Origin of the sequence: Cyclobacterium sp. (genome assembly GCF_014762705.1) — a bacterium.
GTDB lineage: Bacteria > Bacteroidota > Bacteroidia > Cytophagales > Cyclobacteriaceae > Cyclobacterium.
Map to the genome: position 1 here is coordinate 38199 of NZ_JABURL010000028.1, position 15243 is coordinate 53441.

Here is a 15243-nt window from a genome sequence, read left to right on the forward strand (position 1 = left end):
TTCAATAAAGTGAAAGCACCTATAAATACCTGTTTCAACAAGCCAATCTCAATAGCACCATTGATTCATTTCAGGGTGCTTTTTGGTTTGATCATGTTTATCAGTGTACTCAGGTTTGTCTTCAATGGTTGGATAGCAACTCAATATATTGAACCTGAATTTCATTTTACCTACTATGGATTTTCTTGGGTTAGCAATCCGGGTGAAACAGGCATGTACCTTCTTTTTATCACCATGGCATTGTCGGCATTAGGTATTGCCCTGGGCTTGTATTACAGGCTATCAGCTTTGCTTTTTTTTCTTTCCTTTACCTATGTGGAATTGATAGATGTCACCAATTATCTCAATCACTATTACTTTGTAAGCCTGGTTGCATTTTTGATGCTCTGGATGCCCGCTCATTTAGCTTTTTCAGTTGATTCAAAAAGGAAAGGTTTTTCGATTTCCCTGATACCAAATGGGTATGTGCTCATTATCCAATTGCTGTTGAGCATGGTCTATTTTTATGCCGGATTGGCGAAATTGAATCCGGCGTGGATGATGGAGGCACTTCCACTGAAAATTTGGCTTCCCATGTTTAATCATTTGCCACTGATAGGTGGATGGATGAGTGAACTTTGGCTGGCTTATGCATTCAGCTGGTTTGGGGCCATCTACGATCTCAGTATCCCGTTTTTACTTTTTTATGGCAGGACAAGGCCCTATGCCTACATTGCAGTATTGGTTTTTCACCTATCCACCTGGCTGCTATTTCCCATAGGGATGTTTCCCTTTATCATGATTCTGGCCACCACTATTTTCTTTTCCCCGGAAAGCCATTTAAAAGTAGCCGATTTTCTCAGGAATATTTTTCGAAAGAAAAGCGACACTGCATACAATTCTTCGAATATGCTGTATAAAGCTCCCTACCAAAAGCTGATCTGGAGCCTTTTTGCAGCATTTTTGGTGTTTCAACTCCTTTTGCCCCTGCGGGCTTATGCTTATCCGGGTAATCTTTTCTGGACGGAGCAGGGTTATCGCTTTTCCTGGAGGGTGATGTTGATGGAAAAGGCCGGATATGCCATTTTTCATATCAGGGACAAAGTTACAGGAAAGGAATGGGAAGATTATGCCAGTGATTACCTCAGTCCCATGCAGGAAAAACAAATGGCAACCCAACCGGATTTGATCCTTCAATTTGCTCATTTTTTAAAGCAAAAACTGGCGGATCAGGGATATGAAAAAGTGGAAATCCGGGCTGAAGTATATGTCAGTTTAAATGGTGGAATGAACCAGTTACTGATAGATTCCAATACCGACCTGACTCAAATCGAAGACGGTTTCGCTCCTAAAACATGGATTTTACCTTACAAGAAAAGTTTATGAAAAGCTTGCTGACCATATTGCTTTTGACTTTATTTTACCTTCCTTTACGGGCGCAGGTTACGGTGAAGGGAACCGTTGAAAGCTTAGGAGAATCTCTTCCCGGAGCCTATATTTTTTTGAGGGGAACAGGTTTTCAAACGGTAAGTGACCAGAATGGAGAATTTTCCCTTTTTGCTGTCCCTCAGGGAGATTATATTCTTCAAGTGTTTTTTTCCGGAAGAAAGACTTTTCATAAGGAGCTGTCTATCAGACCTGATGAACAGGTTATTCAGCTAAGAATAGAGATGGAGGAAATCAGTGGTGACCTGAATCAGGTTACGGTCATTGGTGACCATTCCGATGCTTATGGCATTCGCAGGTTAGGAGCGGTCGAAGGAACCGCCATCTATGAAGCTAAAAAGAATGAAGTCATTCAGCTCGATAATATGACCGCCAATCTGGCGACCAACAACAGCAGACAAATATATGCCAAGGTTCCGGGTCTTAACATTTATGAAAGTGATGGAGCTGGATTGCAATTGGGGATAGGAGCAAGGGGTCTTGATCCCAACAGGACATCCCACTTCAATGTACGCCAAAACGGCTATGACATTAGCGCAGACGCTTTAGGTTATCCGGAAAGTTACTATACCCCGTCCACAGAGGGGGTGGACCGGATTGAGGTGGTACGTGGTGCGGCATCCTTGCAGTATGGTACTCAGTTTGGCGGTTTGCTGAATTTCGTGATGAAGGAAGGAGCTGAGGATAAAAAGCTCAATGTGGTACTTAGAAATACGGTCGGTTCTTATGGATTTCTGAATACCTTCAGCAGTGTAGGCGGGAGCTCAGATAAATGGAATTACTATGCATTTTTTCAATACAAGCGGGGTGATGGATGGAGAGCCAATAGTGAATTTGATTCTAAAATGGCGTATACTGCGCTATCTTTTAAGCCAAATGATCGGTTCAAGGTGAAATTGGAGTACACCATGATGGATTACCTTGCCCGGCAGGCAGGAGGACTTACCGATGCCCTTTTTGAAGAAAATCCACGCCAATCCATCCGGTCAAGAAATTGGTTTAAAGTCAACTGGAATTTATTGGCTAGCCAGTTGGATTATAAAATCAACAATCAGCTCAAAATTAATCTCAGAAATTTTGGCCTTATCGGGGGGCGGGATGCCCTGGGTAATCTGGGCCGTATTGACAGGATTGACGATGATTTGGAGCGAAACCTTTTTGTAGATGATTTCCAGAATTTCGGTTCAGAGCTCAGATTGATGTATAATTATCGCCTGGGTAAACAAGAAAATGCCTTTTTGATCGGAGGCCGTTATTACAAAGGATTTACCGACAGAAAACAAGGTTTGGGATCGGCAGGTGACGATGCGGATTTTAGGTTTCTTAACCCCGGTAACCTGGAAGATGCAGATTATGATTTTCCCGGAAATAATATTTCTTTTTTTGCCGAAAATGTCTTTAATCTCAACGATAAAATCAGCCTTACACCAGGTGCTCGGTTTGAATATATTCAGACCGCAGCAAGTGGTTATTATGGCGGATCAACATTGATTCCTGATCCAGTTACCGGATTTGCAAGAGATTCAACTTTTCAGGTATTTGAAACACTGGACAGGAAAAGGAGTTTTGTTTTCGGAGGTTTGGGCTTTAGCTATAAACCTAAAGAAAATCATGAATTCTACGCCAATTTTTCACAAAATTACCGCTCTATCAATTTCAACGACATTCGGGTAAATAATCCCAATTTGGTGGTCGATGAAAATATTCAGGACGAAAGAGGCTATAACTTTGATTTGGGCATCCGTGGCAATCGCGACAGGAAATTCAATTATGATATCAGTTTATTTTATTTGAAGTACCAGGACAGGATAGGGGCTATATTGCAAACGGACCCGGAGAGCTTCCGGATCTATCGCTACCGAACCAATGTGGCTGATGCCTACAGTATGGGATTGGAGGCTTTTGGGGAAATGGATTTGCTTCGGGTTTTGGATTGGAATGAAAAATACAGACTTAATTTCTTCACTAATATTTCTGTGATCGATGCCCGGTACCAAAGTTCGGATGAAAAGGTGCTGGAAGGCAACAGGGTGGAACTGGTGCCTCCCTTTAGTATTCGATCCGGTGTTACATTTGGCTTGGGTGCTTTTAATATGACCTATCAGTATTCCCATGTGGAGGAACATTTCACAGATGCTTCAAATGCTGTAAGGACCCCTTCCGCAGTGGAAGGCATCATCCCGGCTTACCAGGTAATGGACCTTTCGATGAGTTATTTGTATAAGTTTATTAAATTGGAAGGAAGTGTCAATAATCTGACGGATAGCCATTATTTTACCAGGAGGGCTGCAGGGTATCCCGGACCAGGAATTATCCCCTCTGATGGCAGGACTTTTTTCCTGACAGTGGAATTTAATTTTTAAAAAGCAATTGGACAGGTAATACTTTTTATTTTTAATTTTGAGCAGGATTAATCAACATTATCATTGCTCCAAGCGCATTTATTCCAAATTACCCATACATTTTAATTTACCTTTAAGATCTTTGATCTTTTCCTGTTGATTCAATGCAAACCGGCTACTACGGTGGCTTTTTTGGTTTTGAGCCCGGATGTTTTCATCGCCTTCTCCAATAATATCAATATTGGATCGCATGATGTCTTCTTTTTAATTAAATAAACAAAATGAATCCAAAAAAATAATGGATTTGAGTAAAAGACGTAAAATGGGGGTTTTTATCGTTAGGGATTAATGTATTTTAGAATCAAGCAAGTAGTATCATTTTTCAGTAGCAAATAGTCTTCAAATAAGGCAAAAAAATATGTAGCGCAAAGAAAAAGCAGAAGAACCAGATGCTGTTGAAATCTTTGCTTAGGAAGCAAAATGAATAGAAAGATTGCTTCTTTGATCAGAATGATACATCTGTACTATGATCTGAAACATTTGTACTAACTCCTTAAGGCCATTTTTTAATAGATTTAGCAGTAGTTTTTTACCTGATTTCAACCAATCTCTCACTTAAACCCAATCCAAATGGCCAATCAAACCATCATTTCGCAACATCCCATACCTACTAAAACATGGGGAAAATTAAAAAACGCTTTAACCGGGGAGCTTCTATTGCCCGATTCCAAGGGATATGATGAATCAAGGATCATTTGGAATGGCATGATCGACCGTAAACCTGCTTGTATCATCCAATGTGCCGATGTCGACGATGTAGTTGCCGCCGTTAATTTCGGCAGAAAACATGAAATGCTGGTGGCAGTAAAAGGCGGAGGGCACAATGCAGCAGGTTTTGCCATCTGTGATGAAGGGATGGTCATTGACCTTTCCAAAATGAAAGGAATTGAGGTGGATCCAACCACTCAAACGGCAATTGCCCAACCCGGAGTATTGTGGGGAGAATTTGATGCTGCAACACAGGAGCACGGCCTGGCGGTGACCGGCGGGGCAGTATCCACTACCGGTATTGCAGGACTGACATTGGGAGGGGGAGTAGGCTGGTTGATGGGAAAATTCGGTGCCACCTGTGATAACCTGCTTTCCGCACAATTGGTAACTGCTGATGGAGAAGTTTTGCAAGCAAACCCAGAGGAAAACCCCGACCTCTTTTGGGCTATCTGTGGTGGTGGAGGAAATTTTGGAATTGTCACCTGCTTTAAATTTCAACTGCATAAACTCGGCCCCATCATAGGTGGAATGGTTCTGCATCCCATGGATAAAATTGAAGAAATGCTGAAGTTTTTCCGAAGCTTTACCGAAAATGCGCCGGATGAATTAACCACCTATGCATTCACCATGACAAGTCCTGACGGTATGCCAATGGCAGGCATGGCCTTGTGCTACTGTGGCCATGACCTGGAAGAAGGTGAAAAAATAATTGCTCCACTGCGTGCATTTGGCCCCCCTTTGGCTGATATGATCTGCCCCATGCCCTATCTTCAGCAGCAGTCCATGCTCGATGCAACGGTACCCCATGGACAATTCAGCTATTGGAAGGCAAACCAGCTTGATTCATTAAGCGATGAGGCCATATCAACCTTTAAAAAGCAAATTCCATCGGTTACTTCTCCCCGGACAATGGTCCTCATTGAACACCATCATGGAGCTATCAACAAAGTTTCGCCAGATGCCACAGCTTTCAGACAAAGGAAGTCTCCCTACGATTTTATCATTATTTCCTTGTGGAATCAACCAGATGAGTCTGACAAGCACATTAAATGGACCCGGAATTTCTTTGCGGCCATGAAGCCTTTTTTCAGCAGTGGAGTTTATGTAAACGCCCTTCACAATGATGAAGGCAATGATCGGGTCCGGGCTGCGTATGGGGATAATTATGAAAAATTGCGGCATATAAAGCAAAAATACGATCCCGATAATTTCTTCAGGTGGAACAATAACATTGTGCCCTGATACAAACTGCCCGAATGGCTCACCAAAAGTTTCTGAGGATAGAATTAATTTAACCCAAACTAAAAATAACCATGAAAAATGTATTGATTACCGGAGAAAGCAGGGGTATCGGGAGGGAGACGGCCCTGGCCTTTGGCAGGGCAGGCCACAATGTTTTTGCTACCATGCGAAGCCCGAATAAAGCTGCTGACTACAGGCAGCAAATCAAGGATTAAGCTTTATCCATCCATATAGAAAAATTGGATGTAGATTCTGATAAATCCGTTATGCACTGCATCGATACCATCGTCCGGGGGGCATGGCCCTATTGATATTCTGGTAAACAATGCAGGAATTGAGCGGCATGGTTCGGTAGAGGAAATGCCCTTGTCTGAAATCAGGCGAGTAATGAAAATCAATTATTTTGGTGTCATCCGCTGTATCAAGGCGGTTTTGGCCAACATGCGGCAAAATAAAGAAGGTTGCATCATAAACGTAAGTTCAATGGCTGGTAAAATTGTATTAAGTCCACTTGGCCCCTATAGTGCCAGCAAATTTGCATTGGAAGCCATTACAGAGGCTTTGGCGCAAGACCTGACACCTTATAACATTCGAGTATCTTTGGTGGAGCTGGGGATCATCAATACTGATCTGGCTACAGATATTACAAACAATGATCCATCCGTTTATCCACAAGTTCGTCGTATCGGACATTTTTGGACTGAATAATTGAAATACCCGGTACCTCCCTCACTGGTGGTAGATAAAATCCTGGAAGTGGCGGAAAGCAGCTCCTGGCAATTGAGATATCCTGTGAGACCGGATTCCATACCGTTTTGGGATTGGCGATCATCCATGAGCGATGAGCAATAGATGGACTGGAACGATCAGCCGGATGAGGATTGGTACAATGCGGTGGAGTCCACCTTCGGGATGAACTGCAGACCGGAGAAAGTGGAGAAGTAAAAGTTAACCGACCCTTGAGGTTTCCAAAACCTCGAGGGTCTTATCCCATATACAAACGAAAAAACCGTCGAGGTCTCAAAGACCTCAACGGTTATCGGGCATGTAAACTTTTGGTGTTTTCTGAATGCCGAAGGACTAAACCGGTGCGTTCACGAAAAAACTTATGGGTCCCATGCCCAAAAGGTTGGCCTATCTGACTGACAAAGGCGTATCCATTTTTGAAAGTTCATATTTCAGGAAGCCACGTAAACTTAAGTCTTCATCTAAATCATGCCAATGGATATCTATTCCATTATTTACAAATCGGTTCAACTGTTCCTCTTTTGCCTCAAACAGACGTTTAAAATCAGATAAGGGCCGTTTCAAGAGTTTTTTATTATTCAATAATACAATGATCAAATCCAGCTCACGGTCAAACCATATGCTTTTCATACGTAACCCCTTTTCGAAAATAAGCTGATCGATAGGGTCACTGGCTCTTTTATTAACGACTTTATCTTTGGAAGTATTCATACCATTGGTTTTTTAGAAAATCCTGATGTTCAAAGATCAGGCGTTTAATTTGCCTCCTTTCTTGGAGTGTAAATCCATATGCATATTCTTCTTCTATTGCCGGCACTAACCACCATTTTCCCCTTCCTTCTCCCTTTTTAATGTGGACATGGGCTGGTTCACTGCCTTCATCTGAATAAAAGAAAAACGTAAAGCCTTTTTGGACAAGTACTTTAGGCATAGTGTAAATATAACTATTTAGGCTAATTGATTTACTCTTGAATAACAATTTCCCTGGAAAGCAGGATGATTTCAGGTACCGAAATCGAAACTTTCTTTCTAAACGAATAAAACATTCTTCAACACGTGAATTGTCCTAGCGCTCAGACCATTTTAGGGGATTGGAAGATTTCGATAACAGCTGAGTAATGGCTGGGTTAGAATGCCCAAGAGCATATAGAATGGTATAATGCCATGGAATCCATTTTTCGGATGAATTGCAGACCGGAGAAAATGGAAAGGGAAAAGTAAAATGACTGAGACCCTTGAGGTTTCCACAACCTCGAGGGTCTTTTCAGAAACGAGAACGTAAAAACCTTCGGGGTCTCAAAGACCCCAAAGGTTTAAGAATTTTGAGGCCTCCAAACTCCGTATTTTTCCCTGCAGTTAAACTAAGTACTAATAATTCCCTGAATTGAGTTGTTCTATAAGTTGATTGCCGGCTTCTGTCAATCCAATAATCTCAGTAGCTACACCTATTTCTTTATAAGTATCAAAATAGACAACGCGGGCCACCGGTAAAACGAGGCTTTGAATTATCCTGCTTCCTTTGTTCTTCAACTGTAAAACTGCTTCCTCAAAATCTGCAACTTGTAGGGAATAGGCAATATGTTGAATGCCACCATCTTTATGACGGTCCAGGAAATCGGTATAGATGTTTTTGCCGGATACCGGCTGGATCAATTCCAGCATGGTGCCCCCTGACATGGCCAAATACAGGTGAAATTCAAAATCGGCAGCTTGGCCCATATAAGTGCCTTCCAAATCCCGGGATCGTAAATTTTCCATTTTCAGAAAATGGGGAACGCCCATGTTCTCCTGAAAAAAATTCGCGGTTTTCTCTATATCCGGAACTACCCAGGCCACCTGCTCAAAATGAGTTCCGAATAGCGTAGTACTGGTCTTTGTCTTGGTTTTTGGTGTTGCTTTCATGGTTGATTGGGTTTAATGTATGGTAAAGCTAAATAATTGTTTTCATGTCTGGTTAATACATTTGTTCCAGCTTTTGATACTGCTGTTCCAATAATTGTTGAAGTTTCCAGAATTAGCTATGCCTCTTTCTGTAAAAAAACGTCCCCGGGTGAATGTAAGAATGTAAAGATTTAATACATTCAAATTTCACACTCAAGAAGAAATCAGTTCCGATGGTGTCTTTCCAAAATGTTTTTTAAAACACCTGTCGAAATATGATACACTATTGAATCCGACGGCATAGGCAATTTCAGAGACATTTCCGGCTTTTTGTTCCAGCAGGCGCTTCGCTCTTTTCAACCGGAAAACCCGGATAAATGCCGTGGCTGAAAAATCAGTCAAGGCTTTCAGTTTCCGGTGGAGGTTGGTCCTGCTCATTCCGATTTCCCTGCTGAAGACTTCCACATCAAAATCCGTGTTCATGATGTTTTCTTCCATGATAGTCAGGGCTTTGTTTAGAAATTTTTCATCGATGGAGCTAACCGCAATTTAGGAGGGCTGCAATGTGATAGAGCGGCTGAATTTTTCCCGGAGTTTCTTCCTTCCTTCGATCAGGTGATGGATCCGCACCATCAGTTCTTTCATTTCAAATGGTTTGGTGAGGTAGGCATCCGCACCTGTTTCCAGCCCGGAGATTTTGCTTTCTGAATCAGCCCGGGCGGTAAGTAATATAAGTGGGATATGGCTTGTCCTTTCATCGTTTTTGACCTTGTGACTCAGACTTACTCCATCCATTACAGGCATCATTACATCGGAAATAATCAGGTCCGGCATTATTTCAGTAGCAACTTTGAATCCTTCCATCCCGTTCCGGGCTTCATAGACATGATATGATTCTCGTAAATTTTGGGAGATAAAATGCCTTAATTCCAGATTGTCTTCCACAATCAAAACTGAGGCCAATGTACCATTTGTGAACACCGGTTGTAACTGGGAATTTGTGTTTTCATCATAATTTTCCATGTCAACCCATACAGGAGTAGAAGCACCCTCTGGATCTCTCCATTCAGCCATTTCTTTAAGTTTAACGGTTTTCAGTGTCAGATTCACAGTGAATGTTGTCCCTGTATCAGGGCTGTTGTCTACCTTGATGTTTCCCCCATGCAGTTCGATGAGTTCCTTGACCAATGCCAGGCCGATACCCGTACCCTCATATGTCCGGATGGCAGATGCATCTGCCTGGTAAAAACGTTCAAAAATATGCGGTACTCTTTCAGTGGGAATGCCGATTCCATTGTCCTTCACTTGAAATTCCATTTGCAAGCCGGAATCATTTTCAGCTATCAGGGATGCCGTGAAATGGACCTGTCCCCCGAAAGGAGTGAATTTATAGGCGTTGATCAGCAGGTTCGATAATATCTTTTCCAGCTTATCCGGATCAAATTTCAGGTAAACAGGACCATTTGGCAGATCGGAACGAAAAGCAATATTCTTACTCTCAAACTGTGCGGCAAATGTTCCTGCCACTCTTTTTAAGAATCCGGTGATTTCCCCCGCTTGTTTTTCCAGGTGTAATTTACCTGCTTCCAGTTTGGAAAGGTCCAGCAATTGGTTGACCAATTGGAGGAGCCGGTTGGCATTTCTTTTGATCAGGTCAATTTCCTGTTGTTGATTTTGTAAAGGTTTCCGGGGATTTCCTAACTGATCAGCGGAACCTGAGATCAGCGTCAATGGGGTCCGGAACTCATGGGAAATATTGGCGAAAAAATCCGATTTGGTCCTGTCGAGTTCCTGCATTTTTTGGGTTTCAAGACGCTTTACCTCCATGTCCAGGAGACTGGTCTGAAGGGATCGTTTGGTTTGTGCATATTCGATGGCCAATAAGACAGAAAAGGAAATGGCAGCACAAAATACGGCCAAATCCAGTGTGATGGCTATATCATGGTGGAAGCGTGGAAGCGTGTTGGAATGAAATAAACAAAACAGGCTCCAAAAAAGGAAATTTCCTGACCAACCTAAAAAGACAATCCATGCACCCTTGATTTTTTTCCGGACGGCTCTCCAGCTGACCAAAATCGCAACAATAGGCCCTGAAAGCAAGAAGTAGGGCCAATAATAGTTGGCCGCTTCATAGGGCCATTTCCACGAGGGAATAAACAGCAAAGCTGAAACGGTGGCGAACCAAAACAATCCATCCAGCTTTTCCCTGGCAAAGGAATACACAGCTAATATCGCCCAAATAATGAAGGTGCTGAAAAACAGGCAACCGATCAATCCAATCACAAAATAGGAATCCCCTTCCCTGGGCATAAAACGGAAAACATGTTCTAAAAAGTAGCCTAATGCCAGACTAATGGTGAACAAGCTATAGTAAAGATTGGTTTTATTGCTTGGATAGGTGATGAAAAAGAAGAGATGTAGCAATGCCAGAAATAGCAAAAAAGTAGCTTTTCCTACCAGTCTGGAGGTAACGATTGCCCTGTTTTGCAACATGTTTTGTATAGCATTATCCATTTGGTCCAATTGAATGATCAAGGTTGGATTTCCACCCCAAAGCCCTAGAAAATTCATATATGGATTTCTTTCTGTGAAAGAAAAGCGAACCGACAGGACCTGATCGGTTTGGTCTTCAAACTGAAAACTGTAAGGACTGAAATTTGGATTGAAAATCACTTCTTCATTGGGGTTTTGGCTCACCTGGCCCAGGGAATGGATCAACTTACCATTCAGGTAAATCTCAGAAGCTCCTCTCTGGAATATGATCATGGCCAGAGGAATATTTAACAATGAAGTATCAACATCCAGATGCAAGCGAAACCAGCCAATTTCTGCGGCTCTCAAATCGGTTAAATAATGAATATCGGTCGTAGGGTCAATCGGCTCCCAATTGCTGTCGTCAAAATTCGGGTCTGCCCAGGAGGGATTATCACCAGGGTGAAATTTCCAGCTTTGGTTAAGGGTAATCGTTTGTCTATCCTGGTCATTCAAGTTGACCACAGAAGAAGAATTAGAAAAGCAGGCATGATTGACCTGGAAAAACAAAAGAAGGGAAAAATATCCTTTCCATAAGATAAAATCGTTTTGGTATAAAAAAGGCCACATATTTAGATGGGGAAGTGACTAATATTCAGTTGAATATTAATAGTAAATATAGCTAATGAAAGGTGTTTTACACCATGGTTTATATTTATTTTCCTTTGGCCATAATCCGACCCATACAGTAGGTTGGGGTAGCCTGTCCTTACCAGCTCAGGATTCGTTTTAGAGAACCCCACTCGGGAGAATCTCGCTAATGATAACCAGCCTGTTGGGTGCATTCCCCCTTATGTTTGATTTAATGATCAACTCATTATCATTACCCATAGCCTTTTCAATTCCAGAATGAGCATGTTGTAGAGTGGTAGTTAAATTAAAAAATTGATATGCCAGGTGTTTGTACATATGTTTCAAATTGTAGCACCGATGTTTCATTTTTTACTATCCAAAAAAAGCTGTTCTTAACACCTTCAGGATCCCTAAATCTGAGCAGTGCTTCAGCCCGGTTTTTTATCAAAATGAAGAAACGACCAAACCACACACCTGCTGTCATAAATAATCTCAACTTTTTCGGCGGAATCTTACCTTGCATTAACTCACAATCCGTATTGTAATTGCATTATCTTGGTAATTGGCATAAATGTCCGGTGGAATATGTTCTTTTGGTCCATAGTACATTCTAATAATAATTCCGAAAAACATTGAAATTGTTGGCATTTTTAATTACAGATACAAATTGTTAGTAATTATTGTACTTTCAACAAATTGCTTGCAATGAATGGATTCGATTTACTACTGTTATCAAAATACGATGGAAAATATTGCACTTCTCCCCTATAAATCTACTATTTTTAGTTTTTAAAATCTGTTGTACTATGAAAATCAACTTTGCGCTGTTTCTTTTCTTTTTGACTCTGGCCTGCTCTCCCAAAAAAGAAAAACAGGATGCTTCTCCACAACTGTCCGGCAACCCCATTTTCGAGGGCTGGTATGCCGATCCGGAAGGGGTGGTTTTTGGAGAGGAATACTGGATTTATCCGACTTTTTCAGCCCGCTTTGAAAACCAACTTCATTTCGATGCTTTCTCGTCCAAAGATTTGGTCAACTGGGAAAAGCACGAAAGGATTCTCGATACTGCCGCCATCAAATGGGCAAGGCAAGCCATGTGGGCGCCTTCGGCCATTGAGAATGAGGGGAAGTACTATCTCTTTTTTGCCGCAAATGACATCCTCACTCCCGACCGGCCGGGATATGATCCCAATAATGACATCAACCATACCGGAGGAATTGGGGTCGCTGTCAGTGATTCTCCCGGAGGACCTTATAAAGATTATATGGGCAAACCTTTGCTGTCGGAATTTTATCATGGTGCCCAGCCGATAGATCAATTTGTATTTAAAGACCTCGACGGAACCCATTATTTCTTTTATGGAGGCTGGGGGCATTGCAATATGGGAAGGCTCAATGCGGATTTTACCGGATTTATCCCCTGGGAAGACGGACAGCTTTTTCATGAAATAACTCCTGAGGGTTATGTTGAGGGACCTTTTATGTTTTTGAGAAATGGTGTTTACTACCTGATGTGGTCTGAAGGAGGCTGGACCAACGAAAGCTACAAAGTGGCCTATGCCATGGCCGACAAACCAACGGGTCCCTTCGAGCGTATCGGTACCATTTTAGAAAAGGACAGTATCGCAACTGGAGCGGGGCATAATTCGGCGATAAATAAACCCAATTCAGATGAATGGTATATAATCTATCACCGCAGACCCATCCCCAATGAAGACCGGGATCACCGCGTCACCTGCATCGATGTGATGGAATTTAATGATGACGGCACGATCAAACCAATCGTAATGACTTTTGAAGGTGTGGCAGCTAATCCTGTAGAATAAGGATAAGTGTATACTGAGGAATTTATGATACCGGGAAACATGCACTATGTTGGCCTGAGATGCAGAAGGTAGTCCGTTAGACAATGATTAGATAGATTGATCATAGTTTGATCCGATTTAATCCACTGATTATCAATAGTTTTTGCTTCATAAAAGGCCCATCATTGCCCTTCAGTGATCCCGGGGATCCGATACCCAAAAATTTAAATTTAGACCAATCCGGTTATAAAAATTCCCGGAGACCTGGTCCTGCAATACGAGCTTATCATTTTAAGAAGGTGCAGGTCTGAAAATTGAAACTTAGAATTTCCCCGTTTAACACAGCATTATTTTAATTTTACTGATTTCCCCCTATATTTAACCCTGTACTTCACCCTTATTTCAGGATTAATATTCATCCCAATGACCAAAACCTTTGTATTTGCCCTCTGCTGTTTAAGTTTTTTCATTTTATTTTCCTGTAACGAGCCAGACACTGAAAAGAAAACTTACAATGTTCTTTTTATTGCCATCGATGACTTGCGCCCCGAATTGGGCATTTATGGCAATGACCTTATCCAGACGCCCAACCTGGATGCCATCGGCCTGCAGGGTACCATTTTTGAAAATCATTATGTGCAGGTGCCCACCTGTGGGGCCTCACGTTGCAGCATATTGACAGGTTTATGGCCCCGGTCCAGGCAGCACCTGCAGAATTCCGCAATAGAACAGTTCATGTCCAATGAACCTGAAGGGGAACGGCCGGAAAGTTTTGTGCATCACTTTAAAAGGAATGGGTACTATACCGTAGGCATCGGGAAAATAAGCCATTCGGTAGATGGCCTTTGGTATGGTTACGAAGAAAGCCCGGAAGGGGCCAAAATGGAAATGCCCCATAGCTGGGATGAGATGCTTTTTGATCCCGGAAAATGGGAAACCGGATGGAATGCTTTTTTTGGCTATGCAGACGGCTCCAACAGGCAGGGGAAAAACAAGCAGGTCAAACCCTATGAAGCCGGAGAGGTAGATGACCTGGGTTATCCGGATGGCCTTTCTACCCAACTGGCCGTAAAAAAGCTAAAAGAACTTTCGGGTAAGGAGCAGCCCTTTTTTATGGGATTGGGTTTGTTTAAGCCCCATCTGCCCTTTACAGCACCCAAAAAATACTGGGACTTGTATGTTAGGGAGGATATCCCACTTTCACCTTTCCCTGAATTGCCGGAAAACGTACACCCCAACAGCCTTCAGGAAAGCGGGGAATTCAATTCCTACCAATTGGGAGAAGAGAAGGCAGGCCTGGACCAAAAACTTTCGGATGATTATGCCAGAAAACTCCGGCATGCCTACTATGCCGCTGTCAGCTATAGTGATGCATTGGTGGGGAAAGTTCTGGAGACCCTGGAATCAGAAGGGCTGGCGGACAACACCATTATCGTGGTCTGGGGAGACCATGGCTGGCACCTGGGAGACCACCGGATTTGGGGCAAGCACACCAATTTTGAAATGGCATTGCGTAGTCCCCTTCTGATCAAAGTTCCCGGAATGATCCCCAGAAGAATTGGAGCAAACATGCCGGTAAGTAGCATTGATCTGTATCCCACCCTAATGGAACTTACCGGAATTTCTTTTGATTTCCCGCTGGATGGGCAAAGTTTGGTTCCGCTGATCACTGTTGGGGAGGACGGTGCCAGAGCCACCCAGGCTTTCAGCTACTTCAAAAACGGGATCTCCATGCGTACAGAGCGGTACCGGCTCGTTAAGTATTTCAGGGAAGCCGAACCTACCATAGAACTTTATGATCACCAAAACGATCCCATGGAGACGGTAAATGTGGCAGCTGAACATCCTGAAATCCTTGCCGAATTGATGCCCCTCATGGAAAAGGGAAATACCGGCTTGTATGCCAATTCCTCCAACTAAATCAA

14 protein-coding genes are annotated in these 15243 nt (G+C 42.6%); 8 read left to right on the top strand and 6 right to left on the bottom strand.

The window, feature by feature from the left end:
* The first annotated feature begins 9 nt into the window (after nucleotides 1–9).
* Both HUJ21_RS05030 and HUJ21_RS05035 read left to right on the top strand, forming a co-directional pair.
* Nucleotides 10–1365, top strand: a complete 1356-nt coding sequence (locus tag HUJ21_RS05030) for an HTTM domain-containing protein (RefSeq protein ID WP_291367862.1) — start codon at nucleotides 10–12, stop codon at nucleotides 1363–1365.
* On the top strand, nucleotides 1335–3788 hold the full coding sequence (locus HUJ21_RS05035) for a TonB-dependent receptor (protein ID WP_291367863.1): 2454 nt from the start codon (nucleotides 1335–1337) through the stop codon (nucleotides 3786–3788). The genes HUJ21_RS05030 and HUJ21_RS05035 overlap by 31 nt, the downstream gene beginning before the upstream one ends.
* Before the next feature lie 78 nt (nucleotides 3789–3866).
* Here HUJ21_RS05035 and HUJ21_RS05040 read toward each other — a convergent pair whose 3' ends face one another.
* Nucleotides 3867–4019, bottom strand: a complete 153-nt coding sequence (locus HUJ21_RS05040; RefSeq protein WP_291367864.1) for a hypothetical protein — start codon at nucleotides 4017–4019, stop codon at nucleotides 3867–3869.
* A gap of 378 nt (nucleotides 4020–4397) precedes the next feature.
* Here HUJ21_RS05040 and HUJ21_RS05045 point away from each other — a divergent pair, with 378 nt between their 5' ends.
* The 4 genes from HUJ21_RS05045 to HUJ21_RS05060 all read left to right on the top strand — a co-directional run bounded on the left by HUJ21_RS05045 (nucleotide 4398) and on the right by HUJ21_RS05060 (nucleotide 6632).
* Nucleotides 4398–5780, top strand: coding sequence for an FAD-binding oxidoreductase (locus tag HUJ21_RS05045; protein WP_291367865.1), 1383 nt, complete (start codon nucleotides 4398–4400; stop codon nucleotides 5778–5780).
* A gap of 71 nt (nucleotides 5781–5851) precedes the next feature.
* A complete protein-coding gene (locus HUJ21_RS05050; RefSeq protein WP_291367866.1) occupies nucleotides 5852–5995 on the top strand; it encodes an SDR family NAD(P)-dependent oxidoreductase in 144 nt (47 codons plus the stop codon).
* A 91-nt stretch (nucleotides 5996–6086) separates the two neighbouring features.
* A complete protein-coding gene (locus HUJ21_RS05055; RefSeq protein ID WP_291367896.1) occupies nucleotides 6087–6488 on the top strand; it encodes an SDR family NAD(P)-dependent oxidoreductase in 402 nt (133 codons plus the stop codon).
* Entirely contained in the window at nucleotides 6489–6632 is a 144-nt protein-coding gene (locus HUJ21_RS05060; RefSeq protein WP_291367867.1) for a hypothetical protein, read from the top strand. It abuts the gene before it with no gap.
* A gap of 282 nt (nucleotides 6633–6914) precedes the next feature.
* Here HUJ21_RS05060 and HUJ21_RS05065 read toward each other — a convergent pair whose 3' ends face one another.
* From HUJ21_RS05065 to HUJ21_RS05085, 5 genes are all read right to left on the bottom strand, one after another.
* On the bottom strand, nucleotides 6915–7238 hold the full coding sequence (locus HUJ21_RS05065) for a DUF2442 domain-containing protein (protein ID WP_291367868.1): 324 nt from the start codon (nucleotides 7236–7238) through the stop codon (nucleotides 6915–6917).
* Nucleotides 7219–7458, bottom strand: coding sequence for a DUF4160 domain-containing protein (locus HUJ21_RS05070; RefSeq protein ID WP_291367869.1), 240 nt, complete (start codon nucleotides 7456–7458; stop codon nucleotides 7219–7221). Before HUJ21_RS05070 ends, HUJ21_RS05065 begins: the two co-directional genes overlap by 20 nt.
* A gap of 437 nt (nucleotides 7459–7895) precedes the next feature.
* Nucleotides 7896–8429 (bottom strand): VOC family protein, encoded by a 534-nt coding sequence (locus tag HUJ21_RS05075; RefSeq protein WP_291367870.1) that lies wholly within the window; start codon nucleotides 8427–8429, stop codon nucleotides 7896–7898.
* A 192-nt stretch (nucleotides 8430–8621) separates the two neighbouring features.
* Nucleotides 8622–8906, bottom strand: a complete 285-nt coding sequence (locus tag HUJ21_RS05080; RefSeq protein ID WP_291367871.1) for a helix-turn-helix transcriptional regulator — start codon at nucleotides 8904–8906, stop codon at nucleotides 8622–8624.
* Between the two features lie 51 nt (nucleotides 8907–8957).
* On the bottom strand, nucleotides 8958–11510 hold the full coding sequence (locus tag HUJ21_RS05085; RefSeq protein ID WP_291367872.1) for an ATP-binding protein: 2553 nt from the start codon (nucleotides 11508–11510) through the stop codon (nucleotides 8958–8960).
* An 809-nt stretch (nucleotides 11511–12319) separates the two neighbouring features.
* Between HUJ21_RS05085 and HUJ21_RS05090 the strand changes: the two genes are divergently transcribed.
* Nucleotides 12320–13339 carry a glycoside hydrolase family 43 protein gene (locus tag HUJ21_RS05090; protein ID WP_291367873.1) on the top strand — a complete coding sequence of 340 codons (1020 nt, stop codon included), beginning with the start codon at nucleotides 12320–12322 and terminating at the stop codon, nucleotides 13337–13339.
* 402 nt (nucleotides 13340–13741) lie between these two features.
* A complete protein-coding gene (locus HUJ21_RS05095; protein WP_291367874.1) occupies nucleotides 13742–15238 on the top strand; it encodes a sulfatase in 1497 nt (498 codons plus the stop codon).
* Nucleotides 15239–15243: the final 5 nt, after the last annotated feature.